Genomic DNA, 17,933 nt, shown 5'->3' on the forward strand with positions numbered 1-17,933 from the left:
TCATTCCTACCTACGATCACTTGCGAATCGATTCGCATGCGAAGCCCTCCCGGAGAGCGTCCCCACGCCCCACAAGGAGCCGCCGTGAACACCCCGTCCCACCGCCGGTCCGGACGAGCCCGCGCGATCACCACCCGGATCGCCGTCGGCCTGCTCGCCATCGCCGCCACCGCCGTCGCCGCCACCCCGGCCCGGGCCGCCGACGAGTCGATCAGCGTCAACTTCTCCGCCACCGACGGCACGCCGACCTACCGGGCCTCTGGCTGGATCTACGGCATGACCGAGAACGCCAGCGGCCCGGCCGACCACTTCTACCGGGACGTCAAGTTCCAGTACATGCGGGCGGGGGGCGCGCAGCTGCCGGGCAGCGGTTGGGTCGGCGGAAACTACGACCGCCGGTGGAACTCCACGCTCGCCCAGGCCCGGCGTACCGCCGCCCTGGGCGGCCAGTTCATCATCCTGCCGCACGACCTGTGGGGCGCGGACGGCGCGGGGATCTCCCGCTTTCCCGGCGACAACGGCAACTGGACCGACTACGACAACTTCCTGACCCGGCTCATCGGCGACGTCCGGGCGGCCGGGCTGAGGGTGCAGTGGGACATCTGGAACGAACCCAACATCACCATCTTCTGGAACCGCCCGATCTCCCAGTACCTCGAACTGTGGCGGCGCACCTACCAGCGACTGCGCGCCGAGTTCCCCGACCAGCTCATCGTCGGGCCGAGCTGCGCCTGCGTGCCGTCGACCAACCACGCCTTCTGGAACCAGTACCTGGACTTCGTCCGCTCCACCAACACGGTGCCGGACATCGTCAGCTGGCACTCGCTGCCCGGCGACCCGGTCGCCAACGTCGCCGCCGCCAACGCCACCCTCGACCCGCGCGGCATCGCCCACCCCCGTCCGTACCAGATCAACGAGTACGGCGCGTCCAACGAGCAGAACCCGGCGGACGGCGCCTGGTACATCGCCCGACTGGAGCGGGCCCGCGCGGACGGCCTGCGGGCCAACTGGGCCAGCGCCGGCAACCTGCACAACGACCTGGGTAACCTGCTGGTACGCAACTCGACCGGCCAGCACCAGCCCAAGGGCGAATGGTGGGTCTACCGCTACTACGCCGCGCAGACCGGGCAGATCGCCGCGGTGACCCCCAGCCCGTCCTACGACGCCTTCGCCACCAGGACGACCGGTGTGGCCAAGGTCCTGGTGGGTGGCGGTCGGACCACCGGCAACCTGACCGTCAACCTGCAACGGCTGGACGCCACCAGCGGGATCGTGCAGAACAACCAGGTGCGGGTGCTCACCCAGCGCATCCCGTACAACAACGGCGGCGCGGTGCAGGGCCCGGTCACGGTGTCGAACACCGTGGTCACGCTGACCAACAACGCCGCCTCGGTGACCCTGCCGTACGGCAACCAGAACGACACGTACACCGTCACCGTGCTGCCACCCACGGACACCGGCTTCACGTCGGTGGCGGTGGCCCAGCACTCCCAGCAGTGCCTGGACAACACCGGCCTGGGCACCGCCGACGGCAACCCCCAGCAGCAGTTCCCCTGCGAGGGCGGCGACCAGCAGCTGTGGAACTTCCGTCCGGTCGCCGGGGTGGCCGACACGTACACGGTCGTCAACCAGCAGAGCGGCAGGTGCCTGGCCGTCAGCGGGGCGTCCACCGCCGACGGCGCGGCCGTGCAGCAGTGGACCTGCCAGAACAGCCCCAGCCAGCAGTTCACCCTGCGCCGGGTTACCTACGGGGGCAACGACCCGCACGACTACCAGCTCGTCGCCCGGCACAGCAACAAGTGTGTCGACGTCAACGGGGTCTCCACCGCCCCCCAGGCGCGGATCCTGCAGTGGACCTGCAAGCCGGTCGGCCAGAGCAGCCCGCTGAACCAGACGTGGCGCGTCTGGGGCCGGTAGGCCCACCCCGCGCGGGTCGGGTGCCGGGCGGCCGGTGCCCGACCCCGCGCCGGCCGGCGGAGGCAGCCGGGACGAACCACCCCCAGGCATTGATTGATGTCACTTTGTCCGTGATCCTGAAAGGGTCCGAACCGATTCGCCACCACCACCGTAGGCGGATCCGCCCCGCGCGCCGCCGACGAACCAAGGAGCCGCTTCGTGCGAACCCCGTCCCCGACCGGACCAGGACAGGTCCACGACCCCATCCCGCGCCGCCGCCCGCACCGGCTGACCCTGCTGGTCGGCGCGCTGGCCGGCCTCCTCGTCATCGCCGGGGCCGCCCCCGGCGTCACCTCCCCCGCCGCCGAGGCCGCCGCGCCGGCGCTGGCCGCCATCGAGCCGGGGCAGAGTACCCGGATCGTCGGCACCGCCTCCGGGCGCTGCCTCGAGGTCCCCAACTCCAGCACCACCAACGGCGTCCAGACCCAACTGTGGGACTGCCAGGGCGGGGCCAACCAGACCTGGACCTGGACGGCCAGCCGCCAGCTCACGGTCTACGGCAACAAGTGCCTGGACGCCTCCGGCCGGGGCACCACCGCCGGCACGGCGGCGATCATCTGGGACTGCAACGGCCAGACCAACCAGCAGTGGAACGTCAACGCCAACGGCACCATCACCGGCGTGCAGTCCGGCCTGTGCCTCGACGCGAACGGCAACGGCACCGCCAACGGCACCAAGATCCTGCTGTGGACCTGCAACGGTCAGGCCAACCAGCAGTGGACCTCACCGGCCACCCCGCCCACCACCACCCCGCCGACCACGCCGCCGCCGACAACTCCCCCACCCGCCGGGGCCCTGCCGTGCGACATCTACGCCGCCGGTGGCACCCCGTGCGTGGCGGCGCACAGCACCACCCGGGCGCTCTACGCCGCCTACACCGGCAACCTCTACCAGGTACGCCGTTCCTCGGACAACACCACCCGCAACATCGGGCTGACCGGCACCGGCGGCACCGCCAACGCCGCCACCCAGGACTCGTTCTGCGCCGGCACCACCTGCGTGGTGACCGTCGTGTTCGACCAGTCCGGTCGCGGCAACGACCTGTGGTACCAGGGCTCCAGCGTGGTGCCCGGGTCGCCGCAGAGCCGGCCGGCGGTCGCGACGTCGGAGTCGCTGACCGTGGGCGGTGCGAAGGCGTACTCGCTCTACATCAACCCGGGCAACAGCTACTGGCGTGACGGTCACCTGACCGGGGTGCCGACCGGCGCCGCGCCCGAGGGCATGTACATGGTCACCAGCGGCACCCACGTCAACAACGGCTGCTGCTTCGACTACGGCAACAGCGAGACCACCCGCAAGGCCGACGCCGCCGGTGCGATGGACGCGATCAACTTCAGCACCCAGTGCTGGTTCGGCGGCTGCTCCGGCTCCGGCCCGTGGGTGCAGGCCGACCTGGAGTGGGGGCTGTTCCCCGGGGGCAGCAGCTCGTGGAACCCCAACCAGCGGGCGTTCCCGCACAAGTTCGTCACCGCCACCCTGAAGAACAACGGCACCTCACGGTTCGCCATCAAGGGCAGCAACGCGCAGTCCGGCAGCCTCTACACCCTCTACGACGGGTCGCTGCCGCCCGGCTACAGCCCGATGAAGAAGCAGGGCGCGATCATCCTGGGTAGCGGCGGGGACTGCTGCAAGCCCGACGGCGGCGCGAACCTCAGCGCCGGCACCTTCTACGAGGGGGCGATGGTCGCCGGCTACCCGTCGGACGCCACCGAGAACGCGGTGCAGGCCAACATCACCGCCGCCGGCTACCGCTGACCGACCACAGGTCGTCGCCGCGCCGGTCACCGTCCACGGTGGCCGGTGCGGCGGCCGTCGGCGTGGGACACCGGCGCTACCCGGCCGGCGCGCCGAGGCGGTGGTCCAGGGCGGTGTGGCGGCGGCCCGCGCCGACGGTACGCACGGCGGTGGCCAGTGCACGGCGGGAACCGACCAGGACGACGAGCTGCCGGGCCCGGGTGACGGCGGTGTAGAGCAGGTTGCGTTGCAGCATCATCCAGGCACTGGTGGTCAGGGGTACGACCACCGCCGGATACTCCGAGCCCTGCGAGCGGTGGATGGTCATCGCGTAGGCGTGGGCCAGCTCATCCAGTTCGTCGAACTCGTAGTCGAGGTTCTCGTCCTCGTCGGTGCGTACGGTGAGGGTCTGTTCCTCGGGGGTGATCGCGGTGACGATGCCGAGGGTGCCGTTGAAGACGCCGGCCTGGCCTTTGTCGTAGTTGTTGCGGATCTGGGTGACCTTGTCGCCGACGCGGAACACCCGTCCGCCCAACCGCCGCTCGGGTTGCCCCTCGCGGTGCGGGGTGAGCCGCTGTTGCAGCAGGGTGTTGAGGGCTGCGGCACCGGCCGGTCCCCGGTGCATGGGGGCGAGGACCTGCACGTCGCGGCGCGGGTCGAGGCCGAACCGGGTGGGGATCCGGGTGCAGGCGACGTCGACGGTCAGCGCGGCGGTGGCCTCGGTGTCCTCGCAGGCGAACAGGAAGAAGTCCGGCAGGCCGTCGAGCAGGGGTGGCCGGCCGGCGTTGATCCGGTGCGCGTTGGTGACCACGCCCGACTGGGCGGCCTGGCGGAACACCCGGGTCAGCCGCACCCGGGGAACGGCCGGCGCGGTGAGCAGGTCGCGCAGCACCTCCCCGGCGCCGACGCTGGGCAACTGGTCGACGTCGCCCACCAGGAGTAGATGCGCCCCCGGCGGCACCGCCTTGACGAGCTTGTTGGCCAGGATCAGGTCGAGCATGGACGCCTCGTCGACGACGAGCAGGTCGACGTCGAGCGGGTTGTCCCGGTCGTGCACGGCTTCCCCGCCGGGACGCAGTTGCAGCAGCCGGTGCACGGTGGCGGCGGGGTGCCCGGTCAGCTCGGACAGCCGTTTCGCGGCCCGTCCGGTCGGCGCGACCAGGGTGATCCGGGCCTTCTTCGCGGCGGCCAGCGCGACGATGGACCGCACGGTGAAGCTCTTGCCGCAGCCGGGACCGCCGGTGAGCACCGCCACCTTCGCCGTGAGCGCCAGCCGGACGGCGTGCTCCTGTTCGGGGGCGAGGTCGTTGCCGGTGACCGCCCGCAGCCAGGCCAGCGCGCGGGGCCAGTCGACGTCGGTGAAGTGGGGCAGCCGGTCGGCCCGGTCGTGCAGCAACCGCAGCAGTGAGGTGGCCAGGGACTGCTCGGCGCGGTGGAACGGCACCAGGTAGACCGCCGGCACCGGCTCGCCGTCGTCGCCGGGCAGGAACTCCCGGACCACCCCCTCCTCGGCGATCAGGTCGTCCAGGCAGCGGGTGACGAGATCGCCGGGGACGTCGAGGATCTTCGTGGCGTCGGCGACGAGCGCCGGGGCGGGCAGGTAGCAGTGGCCCGAGTCGGTGGCCTCGGACAGGGTGTACCGCAGGCCCGCCATCACCCGCTGCGGGCTGTCGTGCGGGATGCCCACCGCCCGGGCGATGGTGTCGGCGGTCTTGAAGCCGATGCCCCACACGTCGGCCGCCAGCCGGTACGGCTCCTTCGTCACCACCTCGATCGACGCGTCGGCGTACTGCTTGAAGATGCGTACCGCAAGCGACGTGGACACCCCGACGCCCTGGAGGAAGACCATCACCTCCTTGATGGCCTTCTGTTCCTCCCACGCCGCGGTGATCTTCGCGGTGCGTTTCGGCCCGAGCCCGGCGACCTCGACCAGCCGGGCGGGTTCCTCCTCGATGATCCGCAGGGTGTCCAGGCCGAAGTGCGCCACGATCCGCTCGGCGAACACCGGCCCGATGCCCTTGACCAGGCCGGAACCCAGATAACGCCGGATGCCCTGGATGGTCGCCGGCAGCACCGTGGTGTACGAGTCGACCTCGAACTGCCGGCCGTACTTCGGGTGCGACGACCAGCGTCCCGACAGCCGCAGGCTCTCCCCGGGCTGCGCGCCCAGCAACGCGCCGACCACGGTCAACAGGTCGCCGCCCCGGTCGGTGGCGACCCGGGCGACGGTGTAGCCGGTCTCCTCGTTGACATAGGTCAGCCGTTCGAGGACCGCGTCCAGGGTGGCGAGCGGCGGGCGGGCGGGGGCGGACACCCCCTCATCGTGCCGGGTGCCCGACGCGCCCCGTGCACCGCCCGGACGGACACCGGCGTCCTCCCCCGCCGGTCGGGCGGGGAAGGACGCCGGGTGTCGCGGTGCGCCTGGTCAGCCGATGGTGAGGTTGCCGCCGGAGGCGGTCAGGGTGCTCTCCCGGGTCGACGCGCCGGTCCAGTCCGACGAGAAGAGCAGCCGGTCGCCGTCCCAGACGGTGATGCCGACCCCGTCGCGCCGGCCCGGCTCGCCCCGGTCGGTGGCGGTCACCCGCATGGTCAGCCCGGTGGCCACCGCGACCGGGTTCTGCGCGGTGGAGATGTCGTACAGGGTGACCTGGTAGCGCAGGTCGGCGACCGGTTCCCCGTCCACCGAGACACCGAACGACTCCAGCGCGGTGCTCTGGAACTTGTACCGCTTGCCGCCCGACTTGTAGCCGACCTTCGCGCTGCCGACCAGCTTCCTACCGTTGTTGATCCGGCCGTCCAGGGTCACCTCGATGCGCCGGTCGTCGTCGAGCGGGTAGCCGCCGGCGGTGGCCCCGCCCTTGAGGTAGCCCGAGCCGGCGACCGTCCGGCCGTACCCGCCGGCCACCGTGACGGTGGCCGTCGCGCTGCCGGTGTACGCCCCCGACACCGTGGCGGTGACCGGGTGCGCGCCGTGCGGCAACACGGCGCGGCAACTGGCCGAGCCGTCGTCCGCCGCCGCACCGAACGGCGTGGCGACCGCCGAGCAGAGGGTCTCGTCGCCCTCGGTGAAGGTCACCGTGGCGTTGCGGACGTCACCGCCGCCACCCCGGACGGTGGCCCGCAGCAGCACGCCGGTCGTGTCGGCGTCGTCCACCGGGGCGGCCAGGGTGTCACCGACGTAGGTGACGGTGGCCGCGCGGACCTGGGTGATGGTGAGGTCGGCGTCGCTCAGGTCGAAGAAGACGTTGCCGACCGCCTCGATCTTCAGCCGGCCCCGGGCGGTGTCCACGTTCGGCAGGGTCACCGTCGCCGCCCCGGTGTTCGGCACGCTCTCGGCCAGCACGTGCGGGAACGTCTTCCCGCCGTCGGTGGACAGCGAGATCCGCACCTCGCCCACGTTGACCGGGGCGGTGTCCGTGCCGGCCACGTCCCAGGTGACCGGCATGGTGCCGCCGCCCAGGTGGGCCGCCGGGCTCGCCTGCGAGGTGACCAGGAACGGGCCGGCCGCCGGGGCGAGGGTCAACGCCACGTCGGCGCTGCCGATGCCGCCGCCGCCCGGGTGGTGGTCCCGGCCGGTGAGCCGGAAGTGCAGGGTCCGGTCGTTGGCGACACCGACCCAGTCGGCGGTGGGCAGGAACTCCGAGTAGCAGTCCACCGTCGCGGCGGGCACGTTGCTCGCCCCGCCGGTGGCCGGCGGTGCCGGCGCGGCCGGGCAGGCCCCGGTGGCGGCGTTGGTGTTGTTCGCCGCGATCTGCGCCAGGTCGGGGAAGTGCCGGGTCGGATCGGTGGTCACCGCGTTCTCCCCCGGCGAGTGGTACTCCAGGGTGTCGGTCGGGCTGACCGCCGCCGCCTCGCCGAACTGCCGGAACAGCGGCCCGTTGGTCTTGGTGTTGCTGACCAGCGCGGTGCCGGTGCTGCCGCCCCGGTCGTTCTGCTCCCACAGGTAGCTGACGGTGTCCCCGTCGGCGTCGGTGGCGCTACCGGTCAGCGCGAACGGGGTCCGCGCCGGAATGGTGTACGCCGCCGCCGGCACGGTCACCACGGGGGCCCGGTTGCCGGTCTGCGCGGTCTGGAAACCGTTGTTGCCGGCCGCCCCGCCCCGGGCGGTCTCACCGACGAAGCCGGACGCCCCGACGAGGTCGGTCAGTTCGAGCGCCGGCACGTCGACCCCGGCCAGCGGACCCGCCCCGAAGGTGACCTGGAATCCGGTGTCGTTCGGCGCGCCCAGCCCGCCGAAGGCCGACACGGTGACGGTGGCACCGGCCGGCCAACCGGCGATCGACTCGATGGCCGACTTGATCCCGGCCGCGGTGTAGTTGCCGCCGCGCACCACCGGCACGGACGACTGCCCCGCGTAGCTGATGCGCAGCGCGTCGCCGTCGGTGTCGAAGCCGGACAGCGAGACGGTCTGCACCTCGTTGAGCGCCGGGCGGGTGCCGGAGACGAACGTGCTGATCTCGGTGTAGCTGCGCTGCGACCAGTACGGGTCGCTGTGCGGCTGGAGGTTGTCCTGCTGGCAGATGCCCGCGTACGCCATGATCGACGAACCGCTGCCCGGCTCGTAGGAGTTGGCGGCGCTGCGGTTGCCGCCGGAACAGTTGTACTGGGTGCCGTTGAAGGTGTGGTTGCCGGCGAACTGGTGGCCGATCTCGTGCGCCACGTAGTCGACGGCGTAGAAGTCACCGACCGGGGTGGGCAGGCCGGTGCAGCCCCGGGCTTTGCCGTCCAGGCCGACCACGCCGAGGCCGGCGACACCGCCACCGGGCAGGCCCAGGCCGATGTGCCCGACGTCGTAGTTGCCCGCGCCGACGAGCTGGCCGAGCACGATCCGGTTGCGGTTGAGCAGCGAGCTGGTGCACGAGGAGATCTGCGTCGGGGTGTAGCAGGCCGCCGCGCCGCACGGCCCGTTCGGCTCGGTGGCCAGGGCGGCGGTGTTCAGGTTGGTCTTGTCGGTGTCGTTGACCAGCACCAGCCGGATCGCCGTCTCGTCCTCGTAGATCTGGGTGACCCGGTTGATCAGGGTCACCTTCGCCGCGGTGACGTTCTCCGCGCCGAAGAAGGTGGCGTACGACGGGTCGGTGACCAGGGCCAGCCGGTACGTGCGCAGGGTGACCGGCGGGCCCGCCGGCTCGTCCGCGGCCACCTCCGGCGTCAGCGCCCCGGCCGCCGCCGCGACGTCCTCCCGTTCCACCATGGCCGGGTCGGTGTCGACCAGGTCGCGGGCGTAGTAGCTGGCGTAGACGCTCTGGTCGCCGTGGTAGTACGGGTCGAGGTACCAGCTGCCGCCGGTCGAGCGGACCGAGGCGTGGAAACCCAGCGGGGTCAGGTCGGCCCGGATGGTCGCCGTCGGGTCGTCCAGGCCCCGGCCGACGTACGTGCTGATCTCGGGGTGCCGGGCGGCGAGGCCGGGCTCCATCACCGGCGAGTCGACCAGGCTGAACCGCTGGAAGCCTCCGGTGGGGGTGGGCAGCGCGACGGTCAGCGCCGGCTGCGCCCGCCGGGCCGTGCCGGCCCGCTCAGCCGGGGCGTCGGCCAGGGTGTCGGCCAACGCGGCCCGGTCGAGGGTGTACGCGGCGAACCGCTCGGCGCGGATGTCGGGGGTACGCCCGTCGCGGGCGTTCACCGACGGCCCGCCCGGCAGCTGCCGCCAGGGGCCGGAGTCGGCCGGCGCGGCGACCGCCGCGGGGCCGCCGGTCAGCGGCAGCGCGGTGGCGACCAGCACCGCGGCGAACAGCCCGGCCAGTCGGCGGCGGCCGCGACCAGCGGGTTCGGGGGGTGGAACCGTCATCGAGTGGGCCTCACTTCACCAGGTAGGAGGAACGGGCCGGATGGCGTGGCGTTCGTGGGCCACACCGGGCTGTCCCGGAGAAGCCCACGCTATGACGGGTCCCCTGTCGACAGACATCATCCGTAAAGTCGACGCGGCGACAGGCCGCAGCGGTGTAGACCCTCCCCAGTGGAGTCGGCGTGGTGGGCAGATGGCCAGGGACCGGTGCGTCGTGGTCGGACCCCGCTGACCGTGGCGGGGTGCCACCGGCTCGCCGACGCGGGCGCGGCCAGGACATTTGTCCTGGCCGGACGGGTATCGCCGGCTCTGCCCCGCCGGTCCCCGACTGCCTAGCGTGACAGGCATGGATGACACCGCGGTACGCCTGACCGGGCTCACCCGGCGGTTCGGCCCCGTCCGGGCCGTCGACGGGATCGACCTGACCATCGCGTCGGGCAGCACGGTCGCCCTACTCGGCCCCAACGGCGCCGGCAAGACGACCACCCTCTCGCTCCTGCTCGGCCTCGCCCCACCCGACGCCGGAACGGTGACGCTGTTCGGCCGGTCACCGGGCGAGGCGGTCCGGGCCGGCCAGGTCGGGGCGATGGTGCAGGACGCCGGTTTTGTCCCCGGTGCCACCGTGCGGGACCTGGTCGCCCTCGCCCGGGGGTTGTACCCCCGGCCGCTGGACACCGCCCGGGTGCTCGCGCTGGCCGGGCTGACCGACCTGGCCGACCGCCGGCTGGACCGGCTCTCCGCCGGCGAGACGCAGCGGGCGCGGTTCGCCTTCGCGTTGGCCGGTGACCCGGACCTGCTGGTCCTGGACGAGCCCGGCGCGGCGCTGGACGTCGCCGCCCGGCAGGCGTTCTGGGCGGCGATCCGCCGGTACGCTGCCGACGGTCACACCGTCCTGTTCAGCACCCACCACCTGCACGAGGCCGACGAGTACGCCGACCGGGTCGTGCTGCTGGCCGGCGGGCGGGTGGTGGCCGACGGCCCGCCCGCCGAGATCCGGGCGGTGGCCGGCGGCCGTACGGTGGCCTTCGACCTCGCCGACGGGTCGGTGGCGGGCCTCGACCTGCTGCCCGGCGTCCGGTCGGTGCAGGTCCGGGGCGGTCGGGTGGCGCTCACCACCGACGACGCCGACGCCACCGTGCTGGCCCTGGCCGCCGACCGGGGCTTCCGGGGCCTGGAGGTCACCGGCGTCGGGCTGGAGGCGGCCTTCCTCACCCTCACCGCCGCGGAAGGGAACCACTGACATGCGCGCCTATCTGCACTTCGAGCTACGTCGCCTGGCCCGGGACCCGCGGCTGGCGCTGTTCACCGTACTGGGCCCGGTCGTCACCTACGTGATCTTCTCGGGCCTGCTGCCGGCGGATGACCGGCTGGAGGGCGTCACCGCCGCCGCCGCGCTCATGGTCGGCCTGGCCGGCTACGGCGCGATGGCCGGGGTGCTCTCGGTGGGCTCGTCGGTGGCCCAGGAACGCGCGGTGCGCTGGCTGCACCAACTGCGGGTCACCCCGCTGTCCCCCCGCCGGGTGGTCGCGGTGAAGGCCCTGGTCAGCACCGTGAGCGGGGTGCCGTCGCTGATCGCGGTGGGCATCGCCGGCCGCCTCCAGCACCACGTCGAACTACCCGCCGGCAGGTGGGCGGCCCTGCTGGTGCTGATGTGGGTGGGCACGGTGCCGTTCGCGCTGCTCGGGCTCGCCATCGGGTACGGCCTCACCCCGCAGCTCGCCCAGCCGGTCAACTTCCTCGCCTTCCTCACCCTGTCGGTGCTCGGCGGACTGCTGGTGCCGGCGGCGTACTTCCCCGACCTGCTGCGGCACCTGGCGCACACGCTGCCGACGTACCGGTTCGCCGAACTCGGTTGGCGTACGGCGGCCGGCCTGGCCCCCGACCCGACCGGACTGACGGTGCTCGCCGGATGGACGGTGGCCTTCGGCGTGCTCGCCGCGGTGGCGTACCGCCGGTCGACCGCGCGTCGCTGAGATCCCGCTACGGTGTCGACCATGTCCGGTGCCACAGTCGCGGCTCCCGCCACCGGCGGCCGCCGGCGGGGATTGCTGCTGGTGGCGTCGCACACGCTCTGGTTCTGGCTGCTGCTGCCACCGTCCACCGCGATCGCCCACGGGCAGGTACGCCCGACAGCGGTCGCGGCGGCCGGGCTGGTCACCTTCGCGCTGCTCTACCTCGCGCTGGTGGCGGTGCCGGTGGCCGACCTGGTGGTACCGCCCGTGCTGTTCCACCTCGGCCTGCTGGTGTTCGCGGCGCTCGGGGTGGGCCTCGCGGGCGCGTACGCCGGCGGCCCGGAGGGGTGGCTGATCCTGCTGACGTACGTCGCGACAGCCGGTGCGGTCGGGCTGGTCCGGCCGGTGCAGGGGTTCGCCTGGGTCGGCGGCAGTGCCGCTGCCGTCCTGACGATCGGGCTGGCGCACCGGGTGCCGGTCGGTGACATCGCCGCCTCGGCACTGATCACGGTGCTGGCAGGCGCCATGACCCTGGCGTTCACCCGGACGGCCCGACTGGTGGCGGAGCTGCGCCGCACCCAGCAGGAGCTGGCCCGGACGGCGGTCGAGCAGGAACGGCTACGGTTCGCCCGGGACCTGCACGATCTGCTCGGCCACACACTGTCACTCGTGGTGGTGAAGGCGGAGGTGGTACGCCGGCTCGCCCCGGCCGACCCGGGGCGGGCAGCGGCCGAGGCCCGGGACATCGAGCGCATCGGCCGTACCGCGCTCGCCGAGGTACGCGAGGCGGTCACCGGTTACCGGGACCGCAGCTTCGGACGGGAACTGGACGGTGCCCGGACCGCCCTCGCCGACGCAGGGATCACCGTCACCGTGCGGCAACCCGGTCGGCCGCTGCCGGTGGAGGCGGACGACGCGTTCGGCTGGGTGCTGCGGGAAGGAGTGACGAACGTGCTGCGGCACAGCCACGCGTCGCGGTGCGAGATCGAGGTGCACGCCGACGCCGAGGAGTCGGTGCTGACCATCGGCGACGACGGTGTCGGCGGCCGGGTCGAGCCGGGCAACGGCCTGCGGGGTCTCACCGAACGGCTGGCACGGGCGGGCGGGGAACTGCACGTCACCTCCGTCCGTGGCGGCGGTGTGCGGCTCACCGCCCGGATTCCCACCGGCCCGGACGGGTCGGCGCGCGGATGATCCGGCTGCTGCTCGCCGAGGACCAGGGCATGATGCGCGGCGCACTGGCCCTGCTGCTCAACCTCGAACCCGACATGGAGGTGGTGGCCGAGGCCGGCACCGGCACCGCCGCGTTGGCGGCGGCCCTGCGGGTCCGCCCCGACGTGGCCCTGTTGGACATCGAGATGCCCGGCGGCAGCGGGCTGGACACCGCAGCGGCGTTGCGGCGGCAACTGCCCTCCTGCCGGGTCCTGATCCTCACCACCTTCGGGCGACCCGGCTACCTGCGCCGGGCCATGGAGGCCGGGGCGCGGGGATTCCTGGTCAAGGACGGACCGGTGGAGGAGTTGGCGGTGGCGGTCCGGCGGGTGCTGGCCGGTGAGCGGGTGATCGATCCGGCGCTGGCGGCGGCGGCCCTGGCGACCGGCCCGAACCCGCTCACCGAACGGGAACGGGAGGTGCTCGCCGCCGCCGTGGACGGTGCCACGGTGGCTGACGTCGCTGCCCGGCTGCACCTGTCGGAGAGCACGGTCCGCAACTACCTGTCGGCGGCGATCGGCAAGACGGGCACCCGCAACCGGATCGAGGCGGCCCACACCGCCCGCGCCAACGGCTGGCTCTGACCGGCCCCTGGCCCCGGCCGGGGTGCCGGGGGTCAGCCGGCTGGCCGATCGCCCCGGATGCGGGCGTGCAGGTGCATGTCGTGCCGACCGTCGGCGTGCACGGCGTCGCTGCGTCTGGTGCAGAGGGGGACCCGCACGCCTCATCCTCCCCCGGTGCCGTGGGCCGGTGTCAAACGCCGGCCGGCGGGTCGAGGTCGACCTCGACGCGGGGGATGCCCCGGTGCGCGGCGAGGCGTTCCGCCTGCGCGACGATGCCGTCGCGGGTGGCCGCGGACAGCTTCCGCCACGGCTGCACGGCCAGCGTCAGCGTCCGGCCGGCCTTACGGGGCCGCCAGGTGCCGGCGATCTCACCGCCGGCTAGGACGGCGCCGGGGCGGCCCAGCACCGGCCACAACTGCTTGGCGTGGGCCGCGTCCGGCACCAGGGTCGCCCGGTCCCGCGCCTGGAGGAACAGGTCGTACGGGCCGAGCAGGCGCACGGCCGTGGTGTCGGCGGCACCGGCGAGCGCCGGCTCGTCGGCGGCGAGCAGCGAACGTGCCTCCCCGTCGACCCGTACCTCGACCACGTCCTGCGGCCAGCGGGCCCGCACCTCCCTGACCGGGGCGTCGAGGTAGTCGGCGACCTGCCTGGGGGTGGCCGGGCCGAGCAGCCGCAGGTAGGCGCGGACCAGGTCGAACCGGTCGCCGGGCGGGGCGGGGCGGGTGAACCCGGGGATGCGGCGCAGGACCGGTGGCGAGGTGTCGGGGCGCAGCTCCAGCCCGGCCCGCACGGCCGCCAGCCGGAACGGCATCTCGTAAAGGTGGGTGGCGGCGCAGGAACGGCAGAACCGCAGGTAGGGCTCGGGCAGCAGCTCGGCCAGCCGCCCCGAGACGTCGCCCTTGACCGTCGGGGTGGTGACCACGGCCCGCATCCGCGCCGCCACCTCGTCGAGAGCGGCCAGGTTGCCGATGCCGGCGGCCTTCAGCGGCCGGGCCGCGTCGTAGATGCGTTTGCCCGCGTCCGCGTCGGAGTACGGCGCGACCGCCCCCGCCACCTCGGCCGCATCGGCGCGACGGTAGAGATGCGGCGCGCCGCGAACGGTCCAGAGCAGGATCAGGTCGTCCGCGACCGGTGCCGTCACCTCGACGCCGCGCAGCGCCAGGGCCCACCGGCCGCCGTCCGGGCCGGTGTCCTGCACCCCGATGTCGAGTACGGCGGTGTCCGTCGGGGTGCCCTCGGTCCGGTCGAGCTGTTGCGCCCCGACCCGGAACTGCATCACCTGACGACTGTCGATCATCCGGACAGCCTAGGTGCCAACCCCGACAATCTCCGGCACGCCGGGTCCGGCACCCCGGGCACCCCCACCGACGCTACCCCCGGCCGCCGTCGAGGTGCCGCAGCACCGCGGTGACCCGGCGGTCGACCCGGTCGTCCGGGGGGAGCTGGAGCTTGGCGAAGATGTTGCGGATGTGCTTGTGCACCGCCCCTTCGGTGACGAACAGGCGCTCGGCGATCGCGGTGTTGCCCAACCCCTCGGCCATCAGCCCCAGCACCTCACGCTCGCGCGCCGACAGCTCACCCAGCGCCGTGTCCGGGCGGCGGTTGCGGGCCAGCAGCTGCCCCACCACCTCCGGGTCGATCACACTGCCGCCGTCGGCGACCCGGTGCAGCGCGGCGAGGAACTCCTCGACCCGGCCCACCCGCTCCTTGAGCAGGTAGCCGAGCCCGACCGCGCCGACGGAGAACAGGTCGGTGGCGAACGCCTGCTCGACGTACGCCGAGAGGACCAGCACCGCGAGGCCGGGCCGACGGCGGCGGGCCTCCACCGCGGCCACGATGCCCTCGTCGGTGTGTGTCGGCGGCATCCGGACGTCCACGATCGCCACGTCCGGCGTGTGGGCGTCCACGGCGGCCAGGAACCCGCCCGGGGTGCCCGCGGTGGCGACCACGTCCAGGTCCTCCGCCCGCAGCAGCAGCGCCAGCCCCTCCCGCAGCAGCGGGTCGTCCTCGGCGATCACGATCCGCACGGCAGATCCACCTCCAGTCTCGTCGGTCCGCCCGGTGGGCTGGTCAGCGTCATCCGGCCGTCGTACGCGGCGACGCGCCGACGGATGCCGGTCAGCCCCGAACCGCCGCCCTCGTCGGCGTCGCCGTGCCCGTCGTCGGTGACGGTCACCAGCAGCCGGTCCCGCTCGCGGCGGACGGTCACGTCGACCCGGCCGGCACCACTGTGCCGGACCACGTTGGTCAACGCCTCCGCCACCACGAAGTAGGCGGTGGCCTCCACCGAGACGGCGCAGCGTACCGGCACGTCGACGGTGAGCTGGCAGGGCACCGCGCAGCCGCCGGCCAGGCCGGCCAGCGCGCCGGTGAGGCCCCGGTCGTCCAGCACGGGCGGCAGGATGCCCCGCACCACCGTACGCAGTTCGCCGAGCGCCTGTTCCGCCGCGTCCTGCGCCCACCCGAGGATCTCGTCGGCCCTGGCCGGGTCCCGCCGCACCGCCCGGCGGGCCGCCCCCAGCAGCACATTCACCGCGACCAGCCGGTTCTGGGTGCCGTCGTGCAGGGAGCGTTCGATGCGGCGCAGTTCGACCGCGTGGGCGTCCAGCGCCGCGGCCCGGGTGGCGGTCAGCTCGGCGACCCGCAGCGACAGGTCGAAGCCCGGCGGTGGGGGCAGCAGCCACCGGCCCGGCCGGGCCTGGAGGCGGGCCAGCACCGGACCGAACGCGACCGTGGCGACCAGCCAGCCGAGACCGAGCAGTCCGACCAGCAGCGCGTCGGTCAGCCCTTCGACGCGCCACCAGACGATCCCCGGCGCGCCGGCGTCGGGCGGCAGCAGCCGGTACCACAGCGGGAACGTGAGGTCCTGCACGGCGTAGAGCGGCAGGGCCAGGCCGAGCAGTCCGCCGGTCAGGCCGGTGACCGCGTGCAGCGCGACCCAGAGGAGTTCCCGGTGGACGAACGGGTCGCGCACCGCCACCCGCAGCTCGGCCGGCACCGGGCCCGGGGCGGGGATCGACCCGCCCCAACGGGACAGGCGGGCCCGCTCCCGGTCGGCCACGGCGCGTACCGCCCGCAGCGCACCGGGTACCGCCGGCAGCCCCACCCAGACCAGGCAGGCGGCCGCGACAAACACCGCCCAGAGCAGCGCGGCCAACGCCAACAGCGCGGTGCCGAGTCCACCGACCAGGTGCTCGAGGGCGTCGACCGAGGCACGGAGCCGGTCGCGCAGGTGTGTCATCGGAAGACCTCCCGCGCCAACATAGGCCACCGGGCGGCCGGCCCGGCACCGTCGGTGCGGAAAGTAGCGCCTGCTGTACCACCGCCGGTCGTGCTGGCGGGATCGTGTCCGACCCACCGTCGCGCCTAGCGTCGAACTGGTCGAACACCCGCCACCGAGGAGGCAGCCATGACCGATCCGTACCGCATCGCCGACGCCCCGGCCGACCCGACCCAGCCGACGCCCGACCGGCTCCGCCCGTTGCTGTGGGTGGTGCTGGTCGTCAGCCTCGCCGCCAACGCGGCGTTGACGACCGTGCTGGACAACCAGTGGGCCGGCTCCGCCTGCGGCCTGCTGGCGGTGCTCTGCGCCGGGACGCTGGTCGCCCGGCACCGCCGCACCCGGTGACCGAGGCCCGGGACGCCCGGCCGACGGTGGACGCGGGAGGGGCCACCGGCCGGCCGGCGCTCAGCGGACGTCGGGGGCGGTGCGCAGGGTGAGCAGGTAGCGCGCGGTGAGGGCGACGGCCCGGTCGTCGTCCCCGGTCAGCCCGGCCAGGGCCCGGGACGTCGTGTCCCCCGGAATGCCCGCGAGCGCCTGGGTCAGCCGGCCGCGCGCCGACGCCCCGGTGTCGCTCCGGGTGAGCAGCTCGATGAGGCGGGCGGCGATCCGCTCCGCCGTGGCGGGATCGGCCGCCAGCACGCTGAGCGCGTCGGCGGCGTCGACGTCGTTCACCTGGGCGACGACCATGTCGACGAGCGTCGGCACGGCGTCGGGCTCACCACGACTGCCCAGCGCCAGCGCCGCACACCTGCCGACCACGGGGTCCGGATGGCGCAGGGCGTCGCGGAGCAGCGCGGTGGCGTCTGCACCCGGGATCTCGACGACGGCCCGGACGGCACGTTCCCGCACCGCGGCCGTGGGCACGTCGAGCCCCTGCGCCAGCAGGGGCAGGGCGTCGACGCCCGCGTGGGCGAGCGCCCAGCGCAGCGCCCCGGCGACGTTCGGGTCGGACTCGTCCAGCGCCGCCGCCACCAGCGCCTCCACCGGCACCGGCACCTCGCCGACCGAGGCCAGCGCCGCGCGTTGACGCTGGTCCGCGCGGGGTGAGCCCAGGTCCCGCAGGAGCGCGACCACCTGCAGAACGTCCTGCCAGTCGGCGGGCCCGGCGGCGTCGATCCGCCGGAGGCGGGTGAGCAGTTCCCGCTCCGCGCTGATCCGCGCCCGCGTCTGCCGGATGAGGTCGCCGACGAGTTCCGCAGGGGTGAAGGCGGGGTCGTCGAGCGCCCGTCCCACCGCCCGCAGCGACAACCCCAGCGAGCGCAGGCTCTCGATGTGGAAGATCCGCCGGAGGTCCGCGCCGGAGTAGTCGCGGTAACCGACCCCGGTACGACCGGTCGGTCGGAGCAGTCCGAGCGACTCGTAGTGCCTGAGCATCCGGACGCTGACGCCGCAGCGTCGGGACACCTCACCGATCAGCACCGCTTCACCCCGGCCCGCCGCCTCACCCC

The 17,933-nt window shown here is 73.7% G+C and carries 13 protein-coding genes; 7 read left to right on the plus strand and 6 right to left on the minus strand.

Annotated elements, in window-relative coordinates; all coding sequences use genetic code 11:
• The first annotated feature begins 84 nt into the window (after window positions 1-84).
• Window positions 85-1,917 (plus strand): RICIN domain-containing protein, encoded by a 1,833-nt coding sequence (locus ACN260_RS14610; RefSeq protein WP_422756483.1) that lies wholly within the window; start codon window positions 85-87, stop codon window positions 1,915-1,917.
• A 198-nt stretch (window positions 1,918-2,115) separates the two neighbouring features.
• The gene (locus ACN260_RS14615; RefSeq protein ID WP_422756484.1) at window positions 2,116-3,711 is read left to right on the plus strand and encodes an arabinofuranosidase catalytic domain-containing protein; all 1,596 of its coding nucleotides are present in this window, start codon (window positions 2,116-2,118) and stop codon (window positions 3,709-3,711) included.
• A 76-nt stretch (window positions 3,712-3,787) separates the two neighbouring features.
• Here the strand turns inward: ACN260_RS14615 and ACN260_RS14620 are convergent, their stop codons facing one another.
• Together ACN260_RS14620 and ACN260_RS14625 are read right to left on the minus strand one after the other, a co-directional pair.
• Window positions 3,788-6,004: an ATP-dependent RecD-like DNA helicase gene (locus tag ACN260_RS14620; RefSeq protein ID WP_422756485.1), complete on the minus strand. Its 2,217-nt coding sequence runs from the start codon at window positions 6,002-6,004 to the stop codon at window positions 3,788-3,790.
• Between the two features lie 111 nt (window positions 6,005-6,115).
• A complete protein-coding gene (locus ACN260_RS14625; protein ID WP_422756486.1) occupies window positions 6,116-9,478 on the minus strand; it encodes a M12 family metallo-peptidase in 3,363 nt (1,120 codons plus the stop codon).
• Window positions 9,479-9,821: 343 nt separating this feature from the next.
• Between ACN260_RS14625 and ACN260_RS14630 the strand changes: the two genes are divergently transcribed.
• Genes ACN260_RS14630 through ACN260_RS14645 form a run of 4 tightly spaced genes read left to right on the plus strand, consistent with a single transcriptional unit; the run spans window position 9,822 to window position 13,223 of the window.
• Window positions 9,822-10,715 (plus strand): ABC transporter ATP-binding protein, encoded by an 894-nt coding sequence (locus ACN260_RS14630; RefSeq protein WP_204960003.1) that lies wholly within the window; start codon window positions 9,822-9,824, stop codon window positions 10,713-10,715.
• A gap of 1 nt (window position 10,716) precedes the next feature.
• Window positions 10,717-11,448: an ABC transporter permease gene (locus tag ACN260_RS14635; protein ID WP_422756487.1), complete on the plus strand. Its 732-nt coding sequence runs from the start codon at window positions 10,717-10,719 to the stop codon at window positions 11,446-11,448.
• Between the two features lie 21 nt (window positions 11,449-11,469).
• The gene (locus tag ACN260_RS14640) at window positions 11,470-12,621 is read left to right on the plus strand and encodes a sensor histidine kinase (RefSeq protein ID WP_422756488.1); all 1,152 of its coding nucleotides are present in this window, start codon (window positions 11,470-11,472) and stop codon (window positions 12,619-12,621) included.
• The gene (locus ACN260_RS14645) at window positions 12,618-13,223 is read left to right on the plus strand and encodes a response regulator transcription factor (protein ID WP_204924321.1); all 606 of its coding nucleotides are present in this window, start codon (window positions 12,618-12,620) and stop codon (window positions 13,221-13,223) included. The genes ACN260_RS14640 and ACN260_RS14645 overlap by 4 nt, the downstream gene beginning before the upstream one ends.
• Window positions 13,224-13,392: 169 nt before the next feature.
• Here the strand turns inward: ACN260_RS14645 and ACN260_RS14650 are convergent, their stop codons facing one another.
• The 3 genes from ACN260_RS14650 to ACN260_RS14660 all read right to left on the minus strand — a co-directional run bounded on the left by ACN260_RS14650 (window position 13,393) and on the right by ACN260_RS14660 (window position 16,443).
• Complete coding sequence (locus ACN260_RS14650) at window positions 13,393-14,499, minus strand: winged helix DNA-binding domain-containing protein (protein WP_422756489.1); 1,107 nt, start codon at window positions 14,497-14,499, stop codon at window positions 13,393-13,395.
• 73 nt (window positions 14,500-14,572) lie between these two features.
• Complete coding sequence (locus tag ACN260_RS14655; protein WP_422756490.1) at window positions 14,573-15,229, minus strand: response regulator; 657 nt, start codon at window positions 15,227-15,229, stop codon at window positions 14,573-14,575.
• A complete protein-coding gene (locus ACN260_RS14660; protein WP_422756491.1) occupies window positions 15,217-16,443 on the minus strand; it encodes a sensor histidine kinase in 1,227 nt (408 codons plus the stop codon). The genes ACN260_RS14655 and ACN260_RS14660 overlap by 13 nt, the downstream gene beginning before the upstream one ends.
• A gap of 168 nt (window positions 16,444-16,611) precedes the next feature.
• Here ACN260_RS14660 and ACN260_RS14665 point away from each other — a divergent pair, with 168 nt between their 5' ends.
• Window positions 16,612-16,830 (plus strand): hypothetical protein, encoded by a 219-nt coding sequence (locus ACN260_RS14665; protein WP_422756492.1) that lies wholly within the window; start codon window positions 16,612-16,614, stop codon window positions 16,828-16,830.
• A 60-nt stretch (window positions 16,831-16,890) separates the two neighbouring features.
• Here the strand turns inward: ACN260_RS14665 and ACN260_RS14670 are convergent, their stop codons facing one another.
• Window positions 16,891-17,904, minus strand: coding sequence for a HEAT repeat domain-containing protein (locus ACN260_RS14670; protein WP_422756493.1), 1,014 nt, complete (start codon window positions 17,902-17,904; stop codon window positions 16,891-16,893).
• Between the last annotated feature and the right edge of the window lie 29 nt (window positions 17,905-17,933).

This window comes from Micromonospora sp. WMMD708 (assembly GCF_049315245.1).
Lineage (GTDB): Bacteria > Actinomycetota > Actinomycetes > Mycobacteriales > Micromonosporaceae > Micromonospora > Micromonospora wenchangensis.